This is a genomic window from Streptomyces sp. NPDC003327 (assembly GCF_053589515.1).
In genome coordinates this window covers 194213-219612 of the sequence record NZ_JBSFSA010000008.1, presented here as the reverse complement: position 1 = coordinate 219612, position 25400 = coordinate 194213, and the positions used below count along the sequence as shown (strand labels likewise).

The following is a 25400-nucleotide window of genomic DNA, read 5'->3' as shown; positions in this document are numbered from 1 at the left end:
AAGGGCAGCCCCGTCCACGATGCGGAACGGCGGTCAGGCGTACGCGCGTTCGACGCCGTCGACGATCCGGGCGATCCTCCGCCCCGCCGACCGCCAGTGGGACAGCGGCGCGACCTGCTCGACGACCTGCCCGAGCCAGACCGGGTCCCCCAGGCGATGCAGCAGCTTCGCCTTCGAGACGGCGTCGACGAGTTCGACCGCCAGGTGCACGTGCGCGCCGGTGTACGCGCGCTGATGGTGGCTGTAGAGGGCGAACCAGTCGTCGTACGGGTGGCGTACGAGTGCGTGCACGGAGCAGGCGTACCGGCCCATGTCGACGGCGTCCGACTGGCTCAGGAAGCCCAGCGCGCCCCCACCGCGCGTCGCCATCCAGGACCGGTAGGTCGTGCGCAGCCGGAGTTCCATGACCCGGGACCACGGCACGGTCTCCAGCGGCTCGGAGGCTCCGTTGGCGCAGTGCTCAAGCCCCTCGGCCGTCAGGATGAGGCAGGTTCCGTTCGGGCGCGCGGGATCGCCGATGACCCAACGGTCTCCGACCAGCTCCAGTGGCCCCAGCAGGTGTGTCATATGTCCCCCGGCCCCACTGTCACCCGGGCAGGCACGCCGGGGCAAGAAACACCCGGCCGGAGCGGGGTCGCTCCGGCCGGGTGTTTCACGTGAAACGTCGCAACCGGGACATCAGGCCCAGGTGATGAGCCGCTTCGGCTGCTCCAGGATCGCGGCGACGTCCGCCAGGAACTTGGAGCCCAGCTCGCCGTCGACCAGGCGGTGGTCGAAGGAGAGCGCCAGCGTGGTCACCTGACGCGGCTTCACCTTGCCCTTGTGGACCCACGGCTGGAGCTTGATCGCACCGACCGCGAGGATCGCGGACTCGCCCGGGTTGAGGATGGGCGTGCCGGTGTCGACGCCGAAGACGCCGACGTTGGTGATGGTGAAGGTGCCGCCCTGCATGGCCGCCGGGGTCGTCTTGCCCTCGCGGGCGGTGGCGACCAGCTCGCTGAGGGACTTCGACAGCTCCGGCAGGGTCTGGGCGTGCGCGTCCTTGATGTTCGGCACGATCAGACCGCGCGGGGTGGCCGCGGCGATGCCCAGGTTCACGTAGTGCTTGAGGACGATCTCCTGCGCCGCCTCGTCCCAGGCCGCGTTGATCTCCGGGTTGCGCTTGACCGCGACCAGGACGGCCTTGGCGATGAGGAGCAGCGGGTTGACCCGCAGGCCGGCCATGTCCTTGTCGGACTTGAGCTCCTCGACCAGCTTCATCGTGCGCGTGATGTCGAAGGTCACGAACTCGGTGACGTGCGGGGCGGTGAAGGCCGAGCCGACCATCGCCGCCGCCGTGGCCTTCCGTACGCCCTTGATGGGGACGCGGGTCTCGCGGCCGTCCGTCGCCGCGGCCGGGGCCGGGGCCACGGGGGCCGGGGCCTGCGCCGGGGCGGGCGCGGGGGCCTGCGCCGGGGCGGGGACCGCGGCCGGGGCGGCCGGGGCGGCGACCGGGGCGGCCGCCGCGTGGACGTCCTCGCGGGTAATGATGCCGTCCGGTCCGGTCGGCACGACCGTCGCCAGGTCGACGCCCAGGTCCTTGGCGAGCTTCCGGACCGGCGGCTTGGCCAGGGGCCGCGCCCCGCCCGGGGTCGCGTGGCCGTTGAGCTGCTCCGGTACGGAGACGGTCGCGGCGGTGGGCACCGGGGCCGTGACCACGGAGCCGTTGGCGTCGGGGGCGGCCTTGCGGGCCCGGCGCTTGGTGGAGGTCGCGGCCACGCCGTACCCGACGAGGACCGGCTGACGGCCCTCCGGCTCGGGCTCCTCGGCCACCGTCTCCTGCACGGGCGCGGCGGCCGCGGCGGGCGACGCGGGCTCCTCGGGGACGGCGCCGCCGCCCACGTTCACCGTGATGATGACCTGGCCGACGTCGACCGTGGTGCCCTCGGGGAAGAGCAGCTCGTGGACCGTGCCGTCGAAGGGGATCGGCAGCTCGACGGCGGCCTTGGCCGTCTCGACCTCGATCACGACCTGGCCGTCGGTGACGGTGTCACCGGGCTGGACGTACCACTTGAGGATCTCGGCCTCGGTCAGGCCCTCGCCCACGTCGGGCATCTTGAATTCGCGGATCGTCATGGTGGTGCTCTCCTCAGTACGCCAGCGAGCGGTCGACGGCGTCGAGCACGCGGTCCAGGCCCGGCAGGTACTCCTCCTCCAGGCGCGCCGGCGGGTACGGCGCGTGGTAGCCGCCGACCCGCAGGACGGGGGCCTCCAGGTGGTAGAAGCAGCGCTCGGTGATCCGGGCGGCGATCTCCGCGCCGGAGCCGAAGAAGACGGGCGCCTCGTGGACGACCACCAGGCGGCGGGTCTTCTCGACCGAGGCCTGGAGGGTGTCGAAGTCGATCGGGGAGATCGACCGCAGGTCCACGACCTCCAGCGACTTGCCCTCCTCGGCGGCGGCCGCGGCCACCTCCAGACAGGTCTTCACCATCGGACCGTAGGCGGCCAGGGTGAGGTCCGTGCCCTCGCGGGCGACGCGGGCCTTGTGCAGCTCGCCGGGGAAGGCCTCGGTGTCGAGCTCGCCCTTGTCCCAGTAGCGGCGCTTGGGCTCGAAGAAGATGACCGGGTCGTCGCTCTGGATCGCCTGCTGGAGCATCCAGTAGGCGTCGGAGGAGTTGGCCGGGGTGACCACCTTGAGGCCCGCGACGTGCGCGAAGAGCGACTCGGGGGACTCGGAGTGGTGCTCGACGGCGCCGATGCCGCCGCCGTACGGGATGCGGATGACGACCGGCATCTTCACGGTGCCGAGCGAGCGCGCCCGCATCTTCGCGAGCTGCGTGACGATCTGGTCGTACGCCGGGAAGACGAAGCCGTCGAACTGGATCTCCACGACCGGGCGGTAACCGCGCAGCGCGAGACCGATCGCGGTGCCGACGATGCCGGACTCGGCGAGCGGGGTGTCGATGACCCGGTCCTCGCCGAAGTCCTTCTGCAGGCCGTCGGTGATCCGGAAGACGCCGCCGAGCTTGCCGACGTCCAGACCCATGACGACGACCTTCGGGTCGGTCTCCAGGGCCTTGCGCAGCGACTCGTTGAGCGCCTTCGCGAGGGGAAGCTTCTGCACAGCCATGATTACTCGGCCTCTCCGTTCGCGAAGGACGCCTGGTAGGCGGCGAACTGCGCGCGCTCCTCGTCGACGAGCGCGTGCCCGTCCGCGTACGTGTGGTCGAAGATCGCCATGTGCTCCGGGACGGGCATGGCACGGACGACCTCGCGGACGTGCTTGCCGAGCGTCTCGCTCTCCGTCTCCAGCTCCTCGAAGAAGGCCGCGTCGGCGTGGCCCTCGTTCTCCATGTACGCCCTGAGACGCAGGATCGGGTCCTTGGCCTCCCACTCCTCGCGCTCGGCGTCGCGGCGGTAGCGGGTCGGGTCGTCGGAGGTGGTGTGGGCGGCCATCCGGTAGGTGAATGCCTCGATGAGCGTCGGGCCCTCGCCGCGGCGGGCGCGCTCCAGCGCCGAGCGGGTCACGGCCAGGCAGGCGAGGACGTCGTTGCCGTCGACGCGGACGCCGGGGAATCCGAAGCCGCGGGCGCGCTGGTAGAGGGGCACGCGCGTCTGCTTCTCGATGGGCTCGGAAATCGCCCACTGGTTGTTCTGGCAGAAGAACACGACGGGCGCGTTGTAGACCGCGGAGAAGACGAAGGACTCGTTGACGTCGCCCTGGCTGGAGGCGCCGTCGCCGAAGTAGGCGAGCACGGCGGAGTCGGCGCCGTCCTTGGCGATTCCCATCGCATAACCGGTGGCGTGCAGCGTCTGCGAACCGAGAACGATCGTGTACAGGTGGAAATTGTTGCTGCTGGGGTCCCAGCCGCCGTTGTTCACACCCCGGAACATTCCCAGCAGATTCGTCGGGTCGACCCCGCGGCACCAGGCGACGCCGTGCTCGCGGTAGGTCGGGAAGACGTAGTCGTCGTCGCGCAGGGCACGGCCGGAGCCGATCTGGGCGGCCTCCTGGCCGAGCAGCGAGGCCCACAGGCCCAGCTCGCCCTGCCGCTGGAGAGCGGTGGCCTCGGCGTCGAACCGGCGCGTCAGGACCATGTCGCGGTAGAGACCGCGCAGCTCCTCGGCGCTCAGGTCGATGTCGTAGTCGGGGTGCTGGACGCGCTCTCCCTCGGGCGTCAGCAGCTGAACGAGTTCCGGCTCCGCCTGCTCCGAGGCCTGGGCCTTCTTCGCGCTCGCGGCGCTGGTGGTGCGCTTGGCGCCGCTGCTGCGTCGCGTCGTCTTGCGCGCGGCAGTGCTCTCCACGGTCACGTGCGTGCTCCTCCGTCGGTCCGGCCCCCGGGTTCGCCGGTGAGGCCAGTGCGGCTCCGCCTTGTCCGTACCTTCGCACGGGGTGGGTGCGACGCGGCCGGGGTCGGCGTGACAGGTGTCCCGGCGAGCGTCGTCATAGGCACGTTACCCATAGTGCGTCATTCCCGCGAAACCCCACTTGACCTGCGATTTTGCTTGGATTTCCAAGTAAATCGAGAAAAGGGGGACTCCGCCCTGGTCAGCGCATGGACGACGGCCCGACGCCCTCGTCGGAACACCCGGCACGTTATCCCGCGCACCCCGGGCGCCGGAAGACCCAATATGTGAGACTGACCGCGTGCGCGAAGAAGGAAAAATCCGGGTATTTCTGCTGGACGACCACGAAGTCGTGCGGCGCGGCGTCCACGAGCTGCTCTCCGTCGAGGACGACATCGAGGTCGTCGGCGAGGCCGGCACGGCGACGGACGCGCTGGTCAGGATCCCGGCGACCCGCCCCGACGTGGCCGTCCTCGACGTGCGGCTCCCGGACGGCAGCGGCGTCGAGGTCTGCCGGGAGGTCCGCTCCCAGGACGAGTCGGTGAAATGCCTGATGCTGACGTCGTACGCCGACGACGAGGCCCTCTTCGACGCGATCATGGCCGGGGCCTCGGGTTACGTCCTCAAGGCCATCCGCGGCAACGAACTCCTGAACGCCGTGCGCGACGTGGCGGCCGGCAAGTCCCTGCTCGACCCGGTGGCCACCGCGCGGGTCCTGGAGCGGCTGCGCGACGGCAACCACGCGAAGGGCGACGACAAGCTCGCCCGCCTCACCGAGCAGGAGCGCCGGATCCTCGACCTGATCGGCGAGGGCCTGACCAACCGGGCCATCGGCGAGCGGCTCCACCTGGCGGAGAAGACCATCAAGAACTACGTCTCCAGCCTGCTGTCGAAGCTGGGCATGGAGCGCCGCTCGCAGGCCGCGGCGTACGTGGCGCGGCGCCAGGCGGAGCGCCACTGACGGGTCGCCGGCCCGGATGCGGTACCGGATTCGGTGCCGATTCGGGACCTACGTCCCCGACGAACCGGGGCAGGGGCCCCTTTCCCGACACGGTGCCGGTGGCGGAGAGTGAAGACCATGTCCACCGAGGAGATCCGCGCCATCGAACTGCTCGGCCGAGTGTCCTACGGTCGGCTGGCGACCAGCATGCGGGCCATGCCCTTCGTCGCCCCCGCCCGGCACGTCGTCTCGGACGGCACCGTCGTGATCCGGATGCACGAGGGCCTCGGCTACCACCGCGCCTGCAACGGCGGCGTCGTCGCCTACGGAGCGGACAACCTGGACTCGGGCTCGGACTCCGTCTGGTCCGTTCAGTTCACCGGGACCGCCGAGATCGTCGAGCCGACGGAGGCGGAGCGCGCCGCCTTCGGGCCGGAGCCGGTCCGGGTGGACGGGGAGCCCTTCGTCCCGGTCTACATGCGGATCGTCCCGCGGTTCGTGACCGTGCACTCCCTCGACTACCCGGAGACGGCCGACAGCGGACCACCGGCCTCCTCCGAAGCACCGACCTCCGGACCACCGGCCTCCTCCGAAGCACCGACCTCCGGACCACCGGCCTCCTCCGGACCGCCGACCTCCGGAGCACCGCCCTCCTCCGGACCGCCGACCTCCGGAGCACCGCCCTCCTCCGGACCAGCGACCTCCGCACCTTCCTCCGCAGGGCGACGCCTTCGCCACGCAGCGTGATCTAACATCTGCGGAGTGCCGCGCTCATCTGCAACCTCCGCTCCACCGGTGCCCGTCGCCGCCCTGCTGCGCCGCTACACCCAGGCGGGCGAACCGCTCTCCTGCCGCCCCGTGACCGAGGGCCTGCTCAACCGCGGCTACCGCCTCGCCACCACGCGGGGGGCCTACTTCCTGAAGCAGCACCTCGACGCGCCCACCGCCGACCGCGCCACCATCGCCCGCCAGCACCGGGCCACCCAGCGCCTGCACGCCCTCGGCCTGCCCGTCGCGCCGCCGCTCGCCGACAGCGGGGGCCGCACCGTCGCCGTCATCGGCGGCCGCTGCTACGCCCTGCACCCGTGGGTCGACGGCCGGCACCGTGACGGCGCCCAGCTCTCCCCCCGCGGCTCCCGCCGTCTCGGCGCCCTCCTCGGGCGCGTCCACACGTGCCTGGACCGGGTCATGGACGCGGCGCCCGGCGACCGGCACGAGAGCGCCCGCCCCGAGGACACCTTCCAGGTCATCGACGAGCTGATCCGCCTCGCCCGCGCCCACCGGCCCCGCGACAGCTTCGACGCGCTCGCCGAGCACCGGCTGAGGGAGCGCCGTCGGCTCCTCGCCCAGCACGCCCACCACCGGCCGCCGCCCGCCGCGGCCTCCGGCTGGGTGCACGGCGACTTCCACCCCCTGAACGTGCTCTACCGGGGCGCCGAGCCCGCCGCGATCGTCGACTGGGACCGGCTGGGGGCCCGCCCCCGGGCCGAGGAGGCGGTCAGGGCCGCCGCGATCTTCTTCGTACGGCCGGGGGGACAGCTGGCGCTCGGGAAGGTCCGGGCGTACGCGCGGGCGTACCGGCGCGCGACGGGCGCCGACGGCGCCGAGCTGGCCGCCGCGGCCCATCGGGTGTGGTGGGAGCGGCTCAACGACTTCTGGACCCTGCGCTGGCGCTACCAGCTGCACGACCGCAGGGCCGACCCGCAGTTTCCCGCGGTGTCGGCCCTGGCGGTGTGGTGGACGAGGGAGTACGAGGCGGTCCGCGACGCCTTCGCGGACTGAACGAGCGGCCGGAACGGGCCACGCGGCCCGGACGCGACAGGTCCGGGCCGTCAGCCGTTCTCGCCGCCGCCGGGGTCGGCCGTCGCCGTCGGCTCGCCGCCGTTGCCGCCGCTCGAGTCGTCCGGCGGCGGCGTCTGCGGCGCCGTCGTCGTGGCGGTCGTGGGCGGCGTCGTCGTCGGCGGCGCGGTCGTCGGCTCGCTCGTCGGGTCCGTCGGCGTGCCGCTGTCCGTCGGCGTCGGCTCGGTGCTCGGCGGCGGCGTCGTGTACGTGTTCGTCGGCGGGTTCCACGGCTCCTGCGTCTGGCCGCCGGAGGAGGTGCCGGGGTCCTGGGAGGGCTCCTCGCTGGGCTCCTCCGAGGCGGTCGGCTCCTGCGACGCCGTCGACGGGGAGTTGCTGACGGTCGGCGTCGGCGACGGCTTCTTGCCGCCCGCGTCCCCCGCCTTCTGGATGGCGAAGACGACGCCCGCGACGACCGCGACCAGCGCCAGCGCCATGAACAGCGCCACCTTGCCGCGGCCGCCCCTGCCGCCGCCCTGCCCGTGGGCACCGCCCTGGCCGTAGCCGCCGGTCCCGCCCGTACCGCCGTCGTAGCCGTCGTACCCGCCGTCGTTCGGGTTCATCGGCGGCAGGATCGGGCGCTGCGCTGTCTCGCCGTGCATCGGGTGGCCCATGGCGGTCGTGGCGGCCATGCCGCCGACGGGCGTGTGCCCGCCGTCGTGCTGCACCTCCACCGGGCCGGTGTTCCACGTGCCGGTGTGGCCGCCCTGCGACTGGAGCATCTGCAGCCCGTACTGGACGAGCCCGCGCATCTCCTCGGCGCTCTGGAAGCGGTCGTCGGGGTCCTTCGCGAGCGAGCGCATCACCAGGCCGTCGAGCTCCGGCGGGGCGCCCTGCGCCACGTCGGACGGCGGGACCGGGGTGTCCTGGACGTGCTGGTAGACGACCGACAGCGGCGTCTCGCCGGTGAACGGCGGCCGCAGCGCGAGCAGTTCGTAGAGCAGACAGCCCGTCGCGTACAGGTCGGAGCGGTGGTCGACGGCCTTGCCGAGCGCCTGCTCGGGGGAGAGGTACTGGGGGGTGCCCATGACCATGCCGGTCTGCGTCATCGTCGACTGCGCGCCGTGCAGCGCGCGGGCGATGCCGAAGTCCATGACCTTCACGGCGCCGGAGTGCGTGATGATGACGTTCGCCGGCTTGATGTCACGGTGCACGATGCCGTGCTGGTGCGAGTAGGCCAGCGCCTCCAGGACGCCGGAGACGATGATGAGCGCCTGCTCGGGGCCGGGCGCCTCGGCGCTCACGAGGAGGTCGCGGATGGTGCGGCCCTCGACGAGCTCCATCACGATGTACGGCACGGAACGGCCGCCGACGACGTCCTCGCCGGAGTCGTACACGGCCACGATCGCGTGGTGGTTCAGCCCCGCGACGGACTGCGCCTCGCGCGTGAAACGGGCCTTGGAGACCGGGTCCTCCGCGAGGTCGGCGCGGAGCAGCTTGACGGCCACCGTGCGTCCGAGCCGCACGTCCTCCGCGGCGAACACCTCGGCCATGCCGCCGCGTCCCAGACGGTGCGTCAGGCGGTAGCGCCCGTCACCGACGACGCCGCCGACGCCCCAGGACTCAGCTCCCGCGTCCGACACACCGCCGCCTGCTCCGGATTCGGGTGCCATCAGTCCTCGCCGTCGTCATGTCGTGCCGTGTCCAGTCGTCACGCTACAGGCTCCGTACGACATCACGGTCCGGGATGGACAGGCCATCCCACCCCCTCCACGTACGCCTGTGCAAATCCGGTGCGATTCCCATAACGCTTCCAGGACGCTTCTTGTGCGGAGGGTCACGGAACGGGCACCCGGCTTGACGTGTCGGGGGCCTGGGGCAGACTTGGCCAGGAAAATCCGGATCGACGCCGCCACGCGCGCGTAGTAGGGGGAGCTACAGATGAGCCAGGACGGCGCTTCGGGCCGCTATGCGGGCGGTTCGGTCGCGGGCGGCCGCTATCAGCTGCGCGACCTGCTCGGCGAGGGCGGGATGGCGTCGGTGTACCTGGCGTACGACTCCGCCCTCGACCGCCAGGTCGCGATCAAGACGCTCCACACGGAGCTCGGCCGCGAGCAGTCGTTCCGGGAGCGGTTCCGGCGCGAGGCCCAGGCCGTCGCCAAGCTCTCCCACACCAACATCGTCTCGGTCTTCGACACCGGCGAGGACACCCTCGACGGTGGCCTCATGCCGTACATCGTCATGGAGTACGTCGAGGGGCAGCCGCTCGGCTCCGTGCTCGCCGACGACGTGCGGCAGTACGGCGCGATGCCGGCCGACAAGGCCCTGAAGGTCACCGGCGACGTGCTCGCGGCCCTGGAGGCCAGCCACGAGATGGGCCTGGTCCACCGGGACATCAAGCCCGGCAACGTGATGGTGACCAAGCGCGGTGTCGTGAAGGTCATGGACTTCGGCATCGCGCGGGCCATGCAGTCCGGTGTCACCTCGATGACGCAGACCGGCATGGTCGTCGGCACCCCCCAGTACCTCTCCCCCGAGCAGGCCCTCGGGCGGGCCGTCGACGCCCGCTCCGACCTTTATTCGGTCGGCATCATGCTGTTCCAGCTGCTGACGGGCCGGCTGCCGTTCGACGCCGACTCGCCGCTCGCCATCGCCTACGCGCACGTGCAGGAGGAGCCGGCCGCGCCCTCCTCCATCAACCGGTCGGTGACGCCGGCGATGGACGCGCTCGTCGCCCGCGCCCTGCGGAAGAACCCGAACGAGCGGTTCCCGAGCGCGGTCGCCATGCGCGACGAGTGCCTGCGGGTCCTCTCGGCCGGGCAGACCGGCGCACCGGTGATCGTCGCGGGCGGCCCCGTGCAGAGCGGCTCCGGCGTCGGTTCGGCGGTCTTCCCGCCGGTCGGCCAGACCCCGCCGCCCGGCCCGCACTCGGGCCCGCAGTCCGGCCTTCCGTCGGGCCCGCACGGCGTGCAGCAGCCGTACATGCCGCAGACGCCGCACCCGCAGCCGGGTCCGTACGGGCACGCGACGCCCGCGCCCGGCCCGGCGTACGGCTACCCGCAGGCGCCCACACCCGCCCCCTCGGCCTACCAGACCCCGGCGCCCGCCCCGTACGCGCCGACCCCGGCGCCCGTGGCGTCCGGCGGCGGCTCCGGCTCGCGCCGCAACACCCCGGTCCTCGTCGGCGCGATCGTCGTCGCCCTGCTGGCCGTCGGCGGCCTGGTCGTCGCGCTCAACCAGAAGGACGACCCGGGCACGGAGGCGACCAACGGCGGCACCCACAGCGGCGCCGGCGGCACGGACGGGCAGCAGCAGACGGCGGCGCCGGGGCACAAGGGCCCGGACCTGACCAAGACGATCGACATCAAGAAGTGCACCCAGCCCTCGGAGTCCAGCGAGGACCCGAACAAGTTCGAGGTGCCGAACTTCACCTACAAGAACTTCACGTCGGTGCAGGCGTGCGTGCAGGCCGCGGGCTGGAAGATCATGACGCAGACCCCGGTCGACGAGGCGACGTACGGCGAGGACACGGTCCTGGAGCAGTACCCGCCGGCCGGCGAGGACATCACCGCCGAGGACGCCGAGTTCACCCTGAAGATCTCGACGGGCAACCCGCCGCAGTAACGCGCCGGGAGGCGGGGACGGGGGCGGCGGGGGCGGGGCGGGGGGCTCGCGGGCCTCGCCTGAAGCTCCCCCGTGCGCTCCACGCGCCTCACGCGCCTCACGCGCCTCACGCGCCTCACCTCCGGCCGAATCGTCCGGGATGCCGGAATTGTGAGTCCGTGCCTACGCTGAGGCAACCATCGTGGCGGTTCGGTACGGGAGGGGGGTCACCCGGTGACTCCAGCACTCCGCAGGGCCCGGGCGCGGGCCCCGCGCCCGGCGCTCGCCTGCACGTTCACCCGCGCGCTCTCCCGCGCCTTCTCCTCTGCGTTCTCCGGCGCCTTCTCCGGGGCCTTCTCCGGCGCCTTCTCCTGTGCGTTCTGCTGCGTGGCCGGCTGGGCGCTCGTCGTGGGCGCCGCGCCCCCCGGGCACGGCGCGCCGCCGCCCGGAGACACCCGGGCGGGCGTCACGGTCACTCCTTCCGCCCCCTCCACCACCGGCACTCCGCTCCCCTCCGCCACGGGTCCGGCGGCCACGCGCCCTGCGGCCACCCCGTCCGTCGTACCGGGCGGGACGCATACGCCCGGTGGCCCCGTGCCGGGCCACCCCGGGCCGCCCGCGCCCTCCGCGCCGTCCGGCTCCCCGAGCGGAACCGGTGGGTCCGGCGGGTCCGGCGGGCCCGGCGCGTCCGGCCCCTCCGGCTCGCCCGCCCCGTCCGCGTCGGGCGGCGGCACGACCGGCCCGGCCTCGGGGAGCGCCGCCGCCGGGCCCACCGACGCGCCCACGCCCACCGGCTCCGCCTCCCTCGCCGGACGCCCTGCCGGGGCGGGCCGCGAAAGGCCCGGACGGCCCGATGAGCCGAGCCCCCCGGCGAGCGCCACGGCTCCGGCCGCCGAGCCCCCTCGTACCGAAACTGCAACAGCCGACGGCGCCGAGGAGCGGGCGGACGAGGAGGGGGCGGCGGTACGTGAGGAGGAGGCCGCCCGTCCCGAGGCGGCTCCCGCCAGTCGTCCCGCCGGGGCTCCCGACATGGCGATGGACTCCGCGCCCACCCTCTCCGACCAGCGCATTCCCGTCCTCACCCTGGGCGTGGGCGTGGTCCTCATGGGGCTCGGCATCGGGTTCCTGGGGCTGCGGATGCGGCGGCGCTGAGCCCCCGGCGCGCGGCCCGGTCCCCCTTGTGGGGGACCCTCCCCGTCCCTCATACGACGGTTGCCCGGCTCGACATACCCGGTATACATACTCGGTATGTCGATCCGCCACGGGCTCCTCGCCCTCCTCGAACGCGGCCCGCGCTACGGCTCCCAGCTCCGTACGGAGTTCGAGTCCCGCACCGGCTCCACCTGGCCGCTCAACGTCGGCCAGGTGTACACGACCCTGAGCCGGCTGGAGCGCGACGGCATGGTCGTCCAGGACGGTGAGGACCCGGCGGGCCACGCGCTCTACGTGATCACCGACAGCGGCCGCGCCGAGCTGCGCGCCTGGTTCGAGAAGCCGGTCGACCGCACCAGCCCGGCCCGTGACGAGCTGGCCATCAAGCTCGCCATGGCCGTGGGGGCGCCGGGCGTCGACATCCGCGAGGTCATCCAGTCGCAGCGCCGGCACACCGTCAAGGCGATGCAGGACTACACCCGGCTCAAGGCCCAGGCCCTCGCCGCCGTCGAGGGCGGCGGCTCCCGGGAGCGGGACGACGTGGCCTGGCTCCTGGTCCTGGAACAGCTGATCTTCCAGACCGAGGCCGAGGCCCGCTGGCTCGACCACTGCGAGTCCCGGCTGATCCGCCTCTCCACGACGGCCACGGCCACCACGACGGCCACGGCCAAGGCCCCGAGCGCCACCGCGGCCCCGAGCGCCGACGCGCGCACGACCGCTGCCACGCCCACCACCGCCGTCACGCCGCCGACCGTCCGGTCCGGCGCGGCGGAGCCGGGCACCCACTGACTCCCCGGGCGCACACCGCCCGGCACCCCACCCCGCCCACCGTTCACCGCTCGCTCCGTACCCGGCCGACCGCCGCGTACGACCAAGGGGGACCCCTCCATGTCCACACAGCAGCCCGTCCTGCAACTTCAGAACCTGACCCGGGTCCACGGCTCGGGTGCCACCGAGGTGCATGCCCTGCGCGGCATCGACCTCGCCGTCTACCCGGGTGAACTCGTCGCCGTCATGGGCCCGTCGGGCTCCGGCAAGTCCACGCTCCTCACGATCGCGGGCGGTCTCGACACCCCCAGCTCCGGCCGGGTGATCGTGGAGGACACCGACATCACCACCGCCGGCCTCAAGGAGCTCGCGGCCCTGCGCCGCCGCAGCATCGGCTACGTCTTCCAGGACTACAACCTCATCCCGGCCCTCACCGCCGCCGAGAACGTGGCCCTGCCCCGCGAGCTCGACGGCGTCTCCGCCCGCAAGGCCCGCGTCGAGGCCCTCGCCTCCCTGGAGGAGATGTCCCTCGGGCACCTCGCCGACCGCTTCCCCGACGAGATGTCCGGCGGCCAGCAGCAGCGCGTCGCCATCGCCCGCGCCCTCGTCGGCGACCGCCGTCTCGTCCTCGCCGACGAACCGACCGGCGCGCTGGACTCCGAGACCGGCGAGTCCGTCCTCGCCCTGCTCCGCGCCCGCTGCGACGCGGGCGCCGCCGGCGTCCTCGTCACCCACGAGCCGCGGTTCGCCGCCTGGGCCGACCGGGTCGTGTTCCTCCGCGACGGCGCCATCGTCGACCAGACCGTGCGCAGCGAGGCCGACTCCCTCCTCACCGGTCAGGGCCAGGTGGCAGAGCGGTGAAGACCTGGTTCCACTCCTGGCGGGCCGCGATCCGCATAGCCCGGCGCGACGCCTGGCGCGCCAAGGGCCGCAGCTCCCTCGTCCTCGCGATGATCGCCCTGCCCATCCTGGGCGTCAGCGCCTTCGACCTGACCTACCGCACCTCCGAGCTGTCCCCCGCCGAACGGCTGGAGCGGACGCTCGGTACCGCCGACGCCGTCCTCCGGGACGCCCACATGGGCGGCACCCCGATCCTGCAGTCGCCGAACGCCGACAACTACGCCCCGGCCAGGGAGCCGGGCGACGACGAGGCCTGGCCGAACGGCCCCACCGACGTCACCAAGGTCATCCCGGCGGGCTCCACCGTCCTCACCGACACCACCGGCGGCGCGAAGCTGACCACGCGCCACGGCCTGCTCCAGACCGAGGTCCGTGAGCTGAAGGCGGGCGACCCCGTCGCCCGCGGCATCATGACGCTCCTCGACGGACGCTTCCCGGAGAAGGCCGACGAGGTCATCGCCACCTCGCACTTCCTGGAGACCAGCGGTCTGACGGTCGGTTCCACCGTTTCCGCCCGCAACTTCGACCGCCCGTACCGGATCGTCGGCTCCTACGAACTTCCCGACGCGCTCAACACCGACCAGGTCAACGCGCTGCCCGGTGCCTTCCTCGCCCCGTACGCGAAGGCCGTCGAGAAGACCGGCATCCCCGCCCCCGAGACCTCCACGCACTACCTCGTGAAGCACAGCGGTGGTTTCACGTGGAACACGGTGCAGCAGATCAACACCAAGGGCGTGAGCGTCCTCTCGCGGGCGGTCGTCCTCGACCCGCCCGCCGACTCCGAGGTCCCGCTCTACCAGGTCGACTACTGGGGCTCCTACGAGTCCAGCCCGGCCGCCGACGCCGCCGAGATGACGGTCATCGGCACGGTCGTCGGTCTGGCGATGCTGGAGATCTGCCTGCTCGCGGGGCCCGCCTTCGCGGTCGGCGCCCGCCGCTCGCGCCGCCAGCTCGGTCTCGTCGGCGCCAACGGCGGTGCCCGCAGCCACATCCGCGCCATCGTGCTCAGCGGCGGCCTGGTCATCGGCGTCGCCTCGGCCGTCGTCGGCACCGTCCTGGCCGTGGTCCTGACGCTCGCTCTGGAACCCTGGCTCGAAGGCCTCATGGGCCAGCGGTTCGGCGCCTTCGACGTCCGGCCCCTGGAACTGCTCGGCATCGCCCTGCTCGCCGTCCTGACCGGTCTGCTCGCCGCGGTCGTCCCGGCCGTCACGGCCTCGCGGCAGACCGTCCTCGCCTCGCTCACCGGCCGGCGCGGCATCCGTCGCAGCAACCGGGTGCTCCCCCTCGTCGGCCTCGGCGCCGTCCTCCTCGGCGGTGCGATCGCCCTCTACGGCTCCGTGGTCAGCGACCAGTTCATCATCGTGGCCGGCGGCTCCGCCCTCGCCGAACTGGGCGTCGTCGCGATGACCCCCGCCCTCGTCGGCCTCTTCGGCCGCACCGGCCGCTGGCTGCCGCTCGCCCCGCGCCTCGCGCTGCGCGACGCCGTCCGCAACCGGGGCCGTACGGCGCCGGCCGTCGCCGCCGTCCTCGCCGCCGTCGCGGGCACGGTCGCCGTCTCCACGTACGGGGTGAGCGCGGACGCCCAGAGCCGGGCCGAGTACACGGCGATGCTGCCGCACGGCGCCGTCTCCGCCCTCGTCATGGAGGAGGGCGGCCGCGACCTTCCGGCGGTCCGCGAGACGATCCAGCGGTACGTCCCCGTCGACGCCCGCGCCGACGTCGCACGCGTCCAGGTCGGCAAGCCCGGCTGCCCGCCCTGGGGTGGCGGCCCCGGCTGCGGCCGGTACGAGGTCGTCGTCCCCAAGGCCAACGAGTGCCCGCTCAACGTGTACGTCCCCGGCGGCGCCGACCCCGCGGAGCGGTACACGCCCGCGCAGCGGCGCCAGATGCTCAGCGAGGACTGGCGCTGCAAGGAGGTCGACTACGGCGGCGTCAACGTCGACGCGGGAGTCCTCGTCGGCGACGCCACGCTCCTGAAGGTCCTCGGCATCCGCGACCCCGGCGCGGAGAAGGCGCTCGCGGAAGGGAAGATCGTCGCCTTCCACCGGCCGTACGTCGACGCGAAGAGCGGCACCGTCGGCATCAAGCAGATCACCGACACGGCCGCCGCCGACAAGGCGATGGAGAAGAACCTCCCCGCCCCCGGCAAGGTCAGCCCCGTCCCGGCCTACGTCGCCACGACCGACGCGCGGACGTACGGCCTCCAGGCCCTGATGACCCCGGCCACCGCCAAGGCCGCCGGGCTCGCCACGGTCCCGGTCGGCTCGTTCTACAGCACCGACGAGCTGCCCGGCTCCGAGCAGCGCCAGAAGCTCGACGCCGAACTCGCCAAGCTCGGCGGCTCCGCCGAGGTCCACGTCGAGGAGGGCTTCGTCAGCAAGGACGGCATCGTCCTGCTCTCCTTGGCCGTCTTCGCCGGTCTGGTCACCGTCGGCGCCGCCGGCATCGCCACCGGCCTCGCCCAGGCCGACGCCGAGGCCGACCTCAAGACCCTCGCGGCCGTCGGCGCCCCGCCCCGGGTGCGCCGTACCCTCAGCGGCTTCCAGTGCGGTGTCGTCGCCGCGATGGGCGTCGTCCTCGGCTCGGCCACGGGCGTCCTGCCCGCGATCGGGCTCCGGCTCACCCAGGAACGCGAGGCGCTCCGCTTCCACACGGAGAACGTCGCACAGGGCTGGTCCACCGACCTCACCCCGCCGTACGTGCCGATCGTCATCCCCTGGGAGACGCTCGCCGTCCTGCTCGTCGCCGTCCCGCTCGGCGCCGCGCTGCTCGCCGCCCTGGTGACGCGCTCGCGCGGGGCCGTGGCCCGGCGCGCGGCGACCTGACGGTCTTCGTTGCCGTCCTGTGCCCCCGGAGGAGGGTGGATCACCCCCCTCCGGGGGCACACCCTCTCGTGACGCGTGTGTGCGAGAGAATGGCGGCATGGAGATGCCGAGGAATGACAGGTCGCCGGAGAGCCCCCAGGTCCTCGTCGTGGGACAGGACGGAATGGCACTCGGCGGCACCCAGGGTGACGACGAATCCCGCGAGGTCCCTGTGACGGAAATGGTCGAGCAGCCTGCGAAGGTCATGCGCATCGGCAGCATGATCAAGCAGCTTCTGGAGGAAGTTCGGGCGGCCCCTCTCGACGAGGCCAGCCGCGTCAGGCTCAAGGACATCCATGCCAGCTCGGTGAAGGAGCTGGAGGACGGTCTCGCACCGGAGCTCGTCGAGGAACTGGAGCGCCTCTCGCTCCCGTTCACCGACGAGGCCATTCCGTCCGAGGCGGAACTGCGGATCGCCCAGGCCCAGTTGGTCGGCTGGCTGGAAGGCCTCTTCCACGGCATCCAGACCGCGCTGTTCGCCCAGCAGATGGCGGCGCGCGCCCAACTGGAGCAGATGCGCCGAGCGTTGCCGCCCGGCGGTTCGCACGACGATGACGACGACCACGGCAGCGGACACGCGATCCGCTCGGGCCCGTACCTCTAGACGCCGACGGTAGGGACGGGGCCCGGACGCACCTGCGGGTGCGGCCGGGCCCCTTGGCGTACCGGGCCTCGTGGTGTACCGGGTGGGGTCAGTCCCGTCCGGGCGCGAGGAGCAGGACCTTGCCGACGTGGCTGCCCGATTCGAGGGCCCGGTGGGCCTCGGCCGCCTCCGGCATCGGCACCGTGCGGTCGACGACCGGCCGGACCGTCCCGGCCCCGATCAGCGGCCAGACGTGTTCCCGTACGGCGGCGACGATCGCCGCCTTCTCGTGCAGCGGCCGGGAGCGCAGGGTAGTCGCCATGACGGCGGCCCGCTTGGCGAGCAGGGCGCCCAGGTTGAGCTCGCCCTTCACCCCGCCCTGGAGCCCGATGATCACGAGCCGGCCGTTGACGGCCAGCGCCTTCACGTTCCGCTCCAGGTACTTCGCGCCGACGATGTCGAGGATGACGTCCGCGCCCGCCCCGTCCGTCGCCTTGGCCAGCTCCTCGACGAAGTCCTGCTCGCGGTAGTCGATGAGGATGTCGGCACCCAGCTCGGCACAGCGGGCCAGCTTCTCGGGGCCCCCGGCCGTCACCGCGACCCGGGCGCCGATCGCCTTGGCCAGCTGGATCGCCATCGTGCCGATGCCGCTCGCCCCGCCGTGCACGAGCAGCGTCTCGCCCGGCCGCAGATGGGCGATCATGAAGACGTTGGACCAGACCGTGCAGGCGACCTCGGGGAGCGCGGCGGCGGTGGCCAGGTCGACGCCCTCCGGGACCGGCAGGAGCTGGCCGACGGGGACGACGACCCGCTGCGCGTAGCCGCCGCCCACGAGCAGCGCGCACACCTCGTCGCCGACCGACCAGCCGGAGACGCCCGGCCCGAGCGCGGTGATCCGCCCCGCGCACTCCAGGCCGGGGTAGGGGGAGCTGCCCGGCGGCGGGTCGTAGAAGCCCTGCCGCTGGAGCAGATCGGCGCGGTTGACGGCGCTGGCCACCACCTCGACGAGGACCTCGCCCTCGCCGGGCACGGGATCGGGCACCTCGGCCCAGACGAGGGCCTCGGGGCCGCCGGGTTCCGGAATCGTGATCGCATGCATGGCGGCGAGGCTACTCCCGGCAGTTGGCCGGGAGGTGTCTCAGTCCTCCGGAGGCGTGGTGAGCGGTGTAACCGACGCGGCGCGGACGATGGTGATCACCCGGTCCAGGGCCTGGAGCGGGCTGGCCGCCGGGTCGTCGTAGCCGAGGAGCCGGTGGCCGCGCAGGACGGTGATCACCAGGTCCTCGGTCTCCCGGACGCCCTTGCCGACCTCGGCCTTGGTCACCGGCCGCTCGACGAGGTCGAGGCCGGAACCCTGCTGGATCAGGTCCTCCATGACGGTGCCGGCGCTGGGGCTCAGCACGGAGAGGCCCAGGAGACGGCCGGCGGCGCTGGCGCTGGTGATGACGGCGTCCGCGCCGGACTGGCGGAGCAGGGGCGCGTTCTCCTCCTCCCGGACGGCGGCGACGATCTTCGCGCCCCGGTTGAGCTGCCGGGCCGTCAGCGTGACCAGGACGGCGGTGTCGTCGCGCTGGGTGGCGATGACGATCTGGCGGGCCTTCTGCACCTCGGCGCGGATCAGGACGTCACTGCGGGTCGCGTCGCCGATGACGCCGACGAACCCGTCGGCGTTCGCGGCCTCGATGACCTTGTTGGAGGGGTCGACGATGACGATCTGGTCCTTGCGCAGACCGGTGGCGCAGAGCGTCTGGATCGCGGACCGCCCCTTCGTCCCGAAGCCGACGATGACAGTGTGGTCGCGCAAGGTGGACCTCCAGCGGTTCAGCCGCCACTCCTCCCGGGTCCGTTCGGTGAGGACCTCGAGAGTGGTGCCGACCAGGATGATCAGGAACAGCACGCGCAGGGGCGTGACCAGCAGGATGTTGACGAGCCTCGCCGAGTCGCTGTACGGGACGATGTCGCCGTATCCGGTGGTGGAGAGCGTCACGGTGGCGTAGTAGACGCAGTCGAGGAGGTCGACGGTCTCGTTGGCGTTGTCGTGGTAGCCGTCGCGGTCGACGTACACGATGAGCACCGTGAGGGCGAGGACGGCGAGCGCCATGAGCAGGCGCTTGGTGACCTGGCGCAGCGGCTTCTCGACGACCCGACGCGGCAGCTGGATCCGCGAGACGGCGAGTTTCTCGTCGGCTTGGCGGGCCATGACGTCACGACTGGGAAGTTTCACGTGAAACACGCTCCTTGTGCCGCGGCGGCCCCCGCCGCCGTCGGCCACGGAAGATCGAGGATGTCCAGCTCCTGCCCGGCCTGCGCGCCGCCAGGCGGTACGACGGCGAGGCCGTCGGCGGTGGCGATGCCGCGCAGCATGGCCGGTCCGTTGTAGTGCAGCGGCACCGCCGCGCCGCCCCGGTGGACGACCGGAACCAGCCGGGTGTCGTACGGGTGCCCGTGCACCTCGTCGTGCACGGGTGCGCGGTACGAGGCCGGGGCGGCGCCTCCGGCGAGCGCGGCGAGCAGGGGCGCCCCGAGGGTGAGGAGCCCGGAGACGGCGGCGAGCGGATTCCCGGGCAGCCCCACGAGGTGGCGGCCGTCGCCGAGGTCGGCGAGGAGCATGGGGTGGCCGGGGCGGACCTTGACCCCGTCGACGAGGAGGGTGGCGCCCGCCGTGCCGAGGACCCGGTGGACGTGGTCCACCGGGCCTGCGGCGGTGCCCCCGGTGGTGACGACGAGGTCGGCGGCGGAGCCGGTGACCGCCGCGTGGAGCGCTTCGGCGTCGTCGCCGACGCGTCGGGTGGCGAGGACTTCGGCGCCGAGCGCCTCCAGCCATGGGCCGAGCATGGGGCCGAGCGCGTCGCGGATGAGGCCCTCGTGGGGCAGGCCCGCGGTGAGCAGTTCGTCGCCGAGGACGAGGACCTCGACCCGGGGGCGGGGCCGTACGGCGAGTTCGTCGTATCCGGCGGCCGCGGCGAGGCCGAGGACGGCGGGCGTCACCTCGGTGCCCGCGGGCAGCAGGACGTCGCCGGTACGGCACTCCTGGCCCCGGGGGCGGATGTCCTGCCGGTCGACGACCTCGCGCAACGCGTGCAGCAGGAGCCCGCCGGGGGGCCCGGCCGGAGCGGCGGTGGTCGGAGCGGCGGTGGTCGGGGCTCCTGCGGCCGGGGCGGCGGCCGTTTCGGGGCCGGCTCCGGCGCTCGGCCGGGCCGTCGGCTCGGTGCCGGAGTGCTCGGTGCGGGAGTGCTCGGTACGCAGCACGGCGGTCGTCCCGTGCGGGACGCGGGCGCCGGTGGCGATCCTGACGGCCTCCCCGTCGGCGAGGGCGGCGGCGGGCGCGTGTCCCGCGAGGACGGCGCCCTCCTCCCGTACCGCCCAGGGACCGGGGCCCGCGACCGCCCAGCCGTCCATGGCCGAGGTGTCGAAGGAGGGCAGGTCGGTGAGCGCGAGGAGCGGTGCGGCGAGGGTCCGGCCGAGCGCCCGGCCGAGCGGAACCCCGACCGGGACCCGGCCGGTGCGGACAGCGGCCCCGGCTCGGGCGGCGGCGTCACGGGCCTCGGGCCAGGGGGTGGCGCGGTGGTGCGGGCGCGGCGCGGCCCCGGGAGCGCCCGTGGCGGCTTCCGGGGCCGGGGCGGGTGCCTCGGGCGTCATCCGGCCTCGTTCGGCTCGGCGGCCCAGCGCTCCGCCAGGGCGGCCGCCTTGCGGGCGGCCTCGACGACGGCCTCGGGTCCGCCGCCCCTCCCTTCGGTGACGGCGAGCGCCGCCGCGTAGCCGACCAGGAAGGTCGTCAGGGGCGCGGCGGGCCGCGCCACTCCGTGGGCGGCGTCACGGGCCAGGTCGAGCAGCACGCCGGTGTCGACGTCCAGCTCGATGCCCAGCTCGTCCTTGACTGCGGTGATCCATTCGTCCAGCACGGTCCCATGCTCCCTGATGCGGGCGCGGGCGGTGGCGATGTCCTCCCAGGTGTCGCAGTCGAAGGAGGCGAGGGGGCCTGCGGTGACCCGGGTGAGCCGCAGGCCGCGGGTGAGGTTCCGGAGGGGCAGGTGGGCGAGATCACCGTGGGTGCGGGCGAGTTCGTCGAGTGTCCACCGCAGTGGACCGGCCCGGTAGGCGGCGACGAGCGGCTGGTCCCGGCCCTCGGCGTCGGTGAGGAGCGCGGCCTCGGCTCCGGGCTCGGTGGCGAGCGCGGTCAGCAGGCGGGGGACGGTGTCGTCGCCTAGGAAGGGCAGGTCGGCGGAGAGGACGACCAGCACGTCCGCCCCGGTTTCGCGCGTTCCGGCACCGAGCGCCGCCAGCGGCCCCCCGCCGGGGGGCTCCTCCCTGGTCCACAGGACGGGGCGGAGCGTGGGGCGGGGGTCGCCGACGACCACGGTCAGCTCCGCCTCGGGGCAGGCGGCGAGGACCCGGTCGAGGAGGGCCCGGCCCCCGACCCGTACGCCGGGTTTGTCGGCCCCGCCGAGGCGCCGGGCGGAGCCGCCGGCGAGCACGACGGTGTCGTATGCGGTGGTCACCCCAGCAGTATGGGCCGCGCCGGTAGGCGTCCGCCCGGCCCGTCTCACCCACGGAGACGGACCGAACGGGACCACCCCGGACGAGCCCCCACGGACCGGCAGGAGCCCGAGCCCGCGGCACGGCGGGAGCCCGGGCCCACGGACCGGGGGAAGCCCGAACGGCACGGACCGGCGGGAGCCCGGGTCCCACGGACCGGCGGGACCGCGCGCCCCCCCGGACCGGCGGGACCGCGCGGACCGGCCCTTCCCGGGGGCCGTCCGCGCGGTCGTCCTGCCGGGTCAGACCGTCCGGAGGAGCACCGCCGGCTGCTCGACGCAGTCCGCGACGTACCGCAGGAAGCCGCCCGCCGTGCCGCCGTCGCAGACGCGGTGGTCGAAGGTGAGCGACAGCTGCACGACCTGACGGACAGCCAGCTCGCCCTGGTGCACCCAGGGCTTGGGGATGATCCGGCCGACGCCCAGCATGGCCGCCTCGGGGTGGTTGACGATCGGCGTGGAGCCGTCGACGCCGAACACCCCGTAGTTGTTGAGGGTGAACGTGCCCCCGGTCAGATCGGCCGGGGTGATCGCCCCCTGCCGGGCCGCCTCGGTGAGCCGCGCGAACTCCTCGGTCAGCGACTCGGCCGTGCGGCCGCCCGCGTCCCTGACCACGGGGACGACGAGCCCGCGCGGGGTCTGGGCCGCGAAGCCCAGGTGCACGGAAGGCAGTCGCACGATCTCGCGGGCCGCCGTGTCCACCGTGGAGTTGAGCTCCGGGAAGCGGGACAGGGCGTGCACGCAGATCCGGGCGAGGAGGGCGAGGAGCGAGATCTTCGGCCCGCCCGCCGCGTTCATCGCCGCCCGCGCCGCCATCAGCTCGGTCGCGTCGGCGTCGACCCAGCAGGTCGCGTCCGGGATCTCCGTCCGGCTCCGGGACAGCTTGTCCGCGACGGCGCCCCGGACCCCGCGCAGCGGAATCCGCTCGCCGGCGGCCGCGGTCACAGGGGCGGCGGCCTGCGGGGCGGGCGCCTGCGCGGTCTCCGCGGCGGCGGCCGGACGGCCCAGCTCCGCGAGGGCCCGCTCCACGTCCGCCCGCAGGATCAGCCCCTCCGGCCCCGAGCCCGGGACCTTCCGCAGGTCGAGCCCGCCGTCGCGGGCGAGCTTGCGCACGAGCGGGGAGATCACCGGCACGGGACCGTCGTGCACCACCGCGGGCGCGGGGGTGGGGGTGGGGGTGGGGACGGCCGTCGCAGCGGGCGTGGGTTGCGCGACGGCCGGGTTCTCACGGCGTACCCGTCGGCGTCGGGCGGCGGGTCCCGCCGTCCCGTACCCGACGAGCACGTTGCCCGAATACTCCGAGGAGACCGCGGTCTCGGCGGCGGCCCCGCCCGCGGTGGGGGCCGCTTCCGGCGCCGCCTGCGCGAGCTCCTCCGGCGCGCCCGTGCCGCCCACGGCGACCGTCAGGAGCGGGGCGCCGACGGGGAGTTCGGTGCCCTCCTCGCCGTACCGCGCGGTGACGACCCCGCCGTACGGGCAGGGCACCTCGACCATCGCCTTGGCCGTCTCGACCTCGACGACGGGCTGGTCGATCGCGACGACGTCGCCGACGGCCACGAGCCAGCGCACGATCTCGGCCTCGGTGAGCCCCTCGCCGAGGTCGGGCAGCTTGAATTCGAGCACCTGGGCCATCAGTTGTCCGCCTCCCACTGCAGCCGTGCGACCGCGTCCAGGATCCGGTCCACGCCGGGCAGGTGGTGCCGCTCCAGCATCGGCGGCGGGTACGGGATGTCGAAGCCCGCGACCCGCAGCACCGGGGCCTCCAGGTGGTGGAAGCAGCGCTCGGTGACCCGGGCGGCGATCTCGCCGCCGGGGCCGCCGAAGCCGTTCGACTCGTGGACCACGACCGCGCGGCCGGTGCGCCGCACGGAGGCGGCGACGGTCTCGTCGTCGAAGGGCACGAGCGAGCGGAGGTCGACGACCTCCAGGTCCCAGCCCTCGGCCGTGGCGGCCTCCGCCGCCTCGAGACAGACCGGCACGGAGGGGCCGTAGGTCAGGAGGGTGGCGCTGGTGCCGGGCCGGCGGACGACCGCCTTCCCGATCGGCTCCACCGCCGTGGGCGCCTCGGGCGACCAGTCGGACTTCGACCAGTAGAGCCGCTTCGGCTCCAGGAAGACCACCGGGTCGTCGGAGGCGATGGCAGCCCGCAGCAGCCCGTAGGCGTCGTCCACCGTCGCCGGGGTGACGACGTGCAGGCCGGGGGTGGCCATGTAGTACGCCTCGGAGGAGTCGCTGTGGTGCTCGACTCCGCCGATCCCGCCGCCGTACGGGACGCGGATGACGATCGGCATCGGCATCGCGCCGCGCGTCCGGTTCCGCATCCGCGCCACGTGCGAGATCAGCTGCTCGAACGCCGGGTAGGCGAACGCGTCGAACTGCATCTCCACGACCGGCCGCAGCCCGTACATGGCCATGCCGACGGCGGTGCCGAGGATGCCCGCCTCGGCCAGCGGCGTGTCCGTGCAGCGTTCCTCGCCGAACTCCTTGGCGAGCCCGTCGGTCACCCGGAAGACACCGCCGAGCGTGCCGACGTCCTCGCCCATCACGTGGACGGTCGGGTCCTCGGCCATGGCGTCCCGCATGGCGCGCTGGAGCGCCTGCGCCATCGTCGCGGGCTTCGGCTTCGCCGCGCCCCCGGCCGCCGCGGCTCCGGTCGTCGTCGCCGTCGTCATCACGCCTCACCCTCGGCATCGAGCTCGGCGCGCAGCTGCGCCGCCTGTTCCCGCAGCTGCGCGGTCTGCTCCGCGTACACGTGGGCGAAGAGGTCCATCGGGTCGAGCACCGGGTCGGCGTTCATCCGTTCGCGCAGCTCCGCCGCCATGGTCTCGGCGGCCTCCGCCGCCGCGCGCCGGCCCTCCTCGTCGAGGATGCCGCGCTCCGTCAGTTCCCGTTCCAGCAGCTGGATCGGGTCGTGCGCCCGCCAGGTCTCGACCTCGCCGTCCGCGCGGTAGCGGGTGGCGTCGTCGGCGTTCGTGTGGGCGTCGATCCGGTAGGTGATCGCCTCGACGAGCGTCGGCCCGCCGCCGCGCCGCGCGCGTGCCACCGCCTCCGTCAGCACCTGGTGGACGGCGACCGCGTCGTTCCCGTCGACCAGGCGGCCCGGCATGCCGTACCCGACGGCCTTGTGGGCGAGCGACGGGGCCGCGGTCTGCTTGGCGAGCGGCACGGAGATCGCGAAGCCGTTGTTCTGGACGAGGAAGACCACGGGGGCCTGCCAGACGGCGGCGAAGTTCAGCGCCTCGTGGAAGTCGCCCTCGCTGGTGCCGCCGTCGCCGACCATGGCGAGCGCGACCACGTCGTCGCCCTTGAGGCGGGCGGCGTGGGCCAGGCCCACCGCGTGCGGCAGCTGCGTGGCGAGCGGGGTGGAGAGCGGCGCGACGCGGTACTCACGCGGGTCGTACCCCGTGTGCCAGTCGCCGCGCAGCAGCGTCAGGGCCTGCACGGGGTCGAGGCCGCGGGCGACGGCCGCGAGGGTGTCGCGGTACGAGGGGAAGAGCCAGTCCCGCTCCTCCAGGGCGAGGGCGGCGGCGACCTCGCACGCCTCCTGGCCGGTGGTGGACGGGTAGACGGCGAGCCGGCCCTGCTTCGTCAGCGCCGTCGCCTGGGCGTTGTACCGGCGGCCGCGGACCAGCTCCGCGTAGAGCCGGCGCAGCAGCGCGGGGTCGGCGTCGGCCACGGCTTCCGTCCCGAGCACGCGCAGCGGCTCGGCGTCGGGCAGCAGCGGCGCGGGGTCGGTGCGCGGCTGCCAGGCCGGCGGCGGGGTCGGCCGGTAGGCGGTGGGGGCACCGGGCGGCTCTTGGACTGTCGAACTGCGCTGTTGCAACGAGTCCACCTCCTCGTGGGAGCGGGCATAAGACCCGAAGGCGGGTGGCGCGAGTGTGGCGCGCCTCACCTACCGATTGTTCGGTCGTGGAGGCATTTTGGCTACAGGCACCACCAGCCTGTGGACA

20 protein-coding genes and 1 pseudogene are annotated in these 25400 nt (G+C 73.7%); 9 read left to right on the top strand and 12 right to left on the bottom strand.

Features of this window, described 5'->3' with window-relative positions; genetic code table 11:
• Positions 1-33: 33 nt before the first annotated feature.
• The 4 genes from ACWDVG_RS10560 to pdhA (ACWDVG_RS10545) form a co-directional block, all read right to left on the bottom strand.
• A complete protein-coding gene (locus tag ACWDVG_RS10560) occupies positions 34-567 on the bottom strand; it encodes a hypothetical protein (RefSeq protein ID WP_451698161.1) in 534 nt (177 codons plus the stop codon).
• Between the two features lie 111 nt (positions 568-678).
• On the bottom strand, positions 679-2115 hold the full coding sequence (locus ACWDVG_RS10555; RefSeq protein ID WP_451698158.1) for a dihydrolipoamide acetyltransferase family protein: 1437 nt from the start codon (positions 2113-2115) through the stop codon (positions 679-681).
• 13 nt (positions 2116-2128) lie between these two features.
• The gene (locus ACWDVG_RS10550; protein ID WP_451698156.1) at positions 2129-3109 is read right to left on the bottom strand and encodes an alpha-ketoacid dehydrogenase subunit beta; all 981 of its coding nucleotides are present in this window, start codon (positions 3107-3109) and stop codon (positions 2129-2131) included.
• Positions 3110-3111: 2 nt separating this feature from the next.
• Positions 3112-4290, bottom strand: a complete 1179-nt coding sequence (gene pdhA / locus ACWDVG_RS10545) for a pyruvate dehydrogenase (acetyl-transferring) E1 component subunit alpha (protein ID WP_451698154.1) — start codon at positions 4288-4290, stop codon at positions 3112-3114.
• Between the two features lie 337 nt (positions 4291-4627).
• Here pdhA (ACWDVG_RS10545) and ACWDVG_RS10540 point away from each other — a divergent pair, with 337 nt between their 5' ends.
• From ACWDVG_RS10540 to ACWDVG_RS10530, 3 genes and pseudogenes are all read left to right on the top strand, one after another.
• Positions 4628-5287, top strand: a complete 660-nt coding sequence (locus ACWDVG_RS10540; protein WP_451698152.1) for a response regulator — start codon at positions 4628-4630, stop codon at positions 5285-5287.
• A gap of 117 nt (positions 5288-5404) precedes the next feature.
• Positions 5405-5797, top strand: a pseudogene (locus ACWDVG_RS10535) (pyridoxamine 5'-phosphate oxidase family protein); the annotation flags it as partial.
• A 231-nt stretch (positions 5798-6028) separates the two neighbouring features.
• On the top strand, positions 6029-7048 hold the full coding sequence (locus ACWDVG_RS10530) for a phosphotransferase (RefSeq protein ID WP_451698150.1): 1020 nt from the start codon (positions 6029-6031) through the stop codon (positions 7046-7048).
• A 50-nt stretch (positions 7049-7098) separates the two neighbouring features.
• Here ACWDVG_RS10530 and ACWDVG_RS10525 read toward each other — a convergent pair whose 3' ends face one another.
• Positions 7099-8718 carry a protein kinase domain-containing protein gene (locus tag ACWDVG_RS10525; protein WP_451698148.1) on the bottom strand — a complete coding sequence of 540 codons (1620 nt, stop codon included), beginning with the start codon at positions 8716-8718 and terminating at the stop codon, positions 7099-7101.
• Positions 8719-8986: 268 nt separating this feature from the next.
• On the opposite strand from ACWDVG_RS10525, the gene ACWDVG_RS10520 reads away from it, so the two are divergent.
• The 6 genes from ACWDVG_RS10520 to ACWDVG_RS10495 all read left to right on the top strand — a co-directional run bounded on the left by ACWDVG_RS10520 (position 8987) and on the right by ACWDVG_RS10495 (position 16936).
• Positions 8987-10669, top strand: coding sequence for a protein kinase domain-containing protein (locus ACWDVG_RS10520; RefSeq protein ID WP_451698146.1), 1683 nt, complete (start codon positions 8987-8989; stop codon positions 10667-10669).
• A 213-nt stretch (positions 10670-10882) separates the two neighbouring features.
• Positions 10883-11800, top strand: a complete 918-nt coding sequence (locus tag ACWDVG_RS10515; RefSeq protein WP_451698144.1) for a hypothetical protein — start codon at positions 10883-10885, stop codon at positions 11798-11800.
• Between the two features lie 96 nt (positions 11801-11896).
• Positions 11897-12589, top strand: coding sequence for a PadR family transcriptional regulator (locus ACWDVG_RS10510; protein ID WP_451698142.1), 693 nt, complete (start codon positions 11897-11899; stop codon positions 12587-12589).
• A 99-nt stretch (positions 12590-12688) separates the two neighbouring features.
• On the top strand, positions 12689-13429 hold the full coding sequence (locus ACWDVG_RS10505) for an ABC transporter ATP-binding protein (protein WP_451698140.1): 741 nt from the start codon (positions 12689-12691) through the stop codon (positions 13427-13429).
• The gene (locus ACWDVG_RS10500; RefSeq protein ID WP_451698138.1) at positions 13426-16293 is read left to right on the top strand and encodes an FtsX-like permease family protein; all 2868 of its coding nucleotides are present in this window, start codon (positions 13426-13428) and stop codon (positions 16291-16293) included. The genes ACWDVG_RS10505 and ACWDVG_RS10500 overlap by 4 nt, the downstream gene beginning before the upstream one ends.
• Before the next feature lie 97 nt (positions 16294-16390).
• Positions 16391-16936: a bacterial proteasome activator family protein gene (locus ACWDVG_RS10495; protein ID WP_451698137.1), complete on the top strand. Its 546-nt coding sequence runs from the start codon at positions 16391-16393 to the stop codon at positions 16934-16936.
• Between the two features lie 88 nt (positions 16937-17024).
• Here the strand turns inward: ACWDVG_RS10495 and ACWDVG_RS10490 are convergent, their stop codons facing one another.
• The 7 genes from ACWDVG_RS10490 to pdhA (ACWDVG_RS10460) all read right to left on the bottom strand — a co-directional run bounded on the left by ACWDVG_RS10490 (position 17025) and on the right by pdhA (ACWDVG_RS10460) (position 25282).
• Positions 17025-18014, bottom strand: coding sequence for an NAD(P)H-quinone oxidoreductase (locus ACWDVG_RS10490; protein WP_451698136.1), 990 nt, complete (start codon positions 18012-18014; stop codon positions 17025-17027).
• Positions 18015-18053: 39 nt separating this feature from the next.
• Complete coding sequence (locus ACWDVG_RS10485) at positions 18054-19115, bottom strand: potassium channel family protein (protein ID WP_451698218.1); 1062 nt, start codon at positions 19113-19115, stop codon at positions 18054-18056.
• 20 nt (positions 19116-19135) lie between these two features.
• Positions 19136-20554: a molybdopterin molybdotransferase MoeA gene (locus ACWDVG_RS10480; protein ID WP_451698134.1), complete on the bottom strand. Its 1419-nt coding sequence runs from the start codon at positions 20552-20554 to the stop codon at positions 19136-19138.
• A complete protein-coding gene (locus ACWDVG_RS10475) occupies positions 20551-21414 on the bottom strand; it encodes an NTP transferase domain-containing protein (protein ID WP_451698132.1) in 864 nt (287 codons plus the stop codon). The genes ACWDVG_RS10480 and ACWDVG_RS10475 overlap by 4 nt, the downstream gene beginning before the upstream one ends.
• A 279-nt stretch (positions 21415-21693) precedes the next feature.
• On the bottom strand, positions 21694-23082 hold the full coding sequence (locus tag ACWDVG_RS10470) for a dihydrolipoamide acetyltransferase family protein (protein WP_451698130.1): 1389 nt from the start codon (positions 23080-23082) through the stop codon (positions 21694-21696).
• Positions 23082-24122 carry an alpha-ketoacid dehydrogenase subunit beta gene (locus ACWDVG_RS10465; RefSeq protein ID WP_451698128.1) on the bottom strand — a complete coding sequence of 347 codons (1041 nt, stop codon included), beginning with the start codon at positions 24120-24122 and terminating at the stop codon, positions 23082-23084. The genes ACWDVG_RS10470 and ACWDVG_RS10465 overlap by 1 nt, the downstream gene beginning before the upstream one ends.
• Positions 24122-25282, bottom strand: coding sequence for a pyruvate dehydrogenase (acetyl-transferring) E1 component subunit alpha (gene pdhA / locus ACWDVG_RS10460; RefSeq protein WP_451698126.1), 1161 nt, complete (start codon positions 25280-25282; stop codon positions 24122-24124). Before pdhA (ACWDVG_RS10460) ends, ACWDVG_RS10465 begins: the two co-directional genes overlap by 1 nt.
• Between the last annotated feature and the right edge of the window lie 118 nt (positions 25283-25400).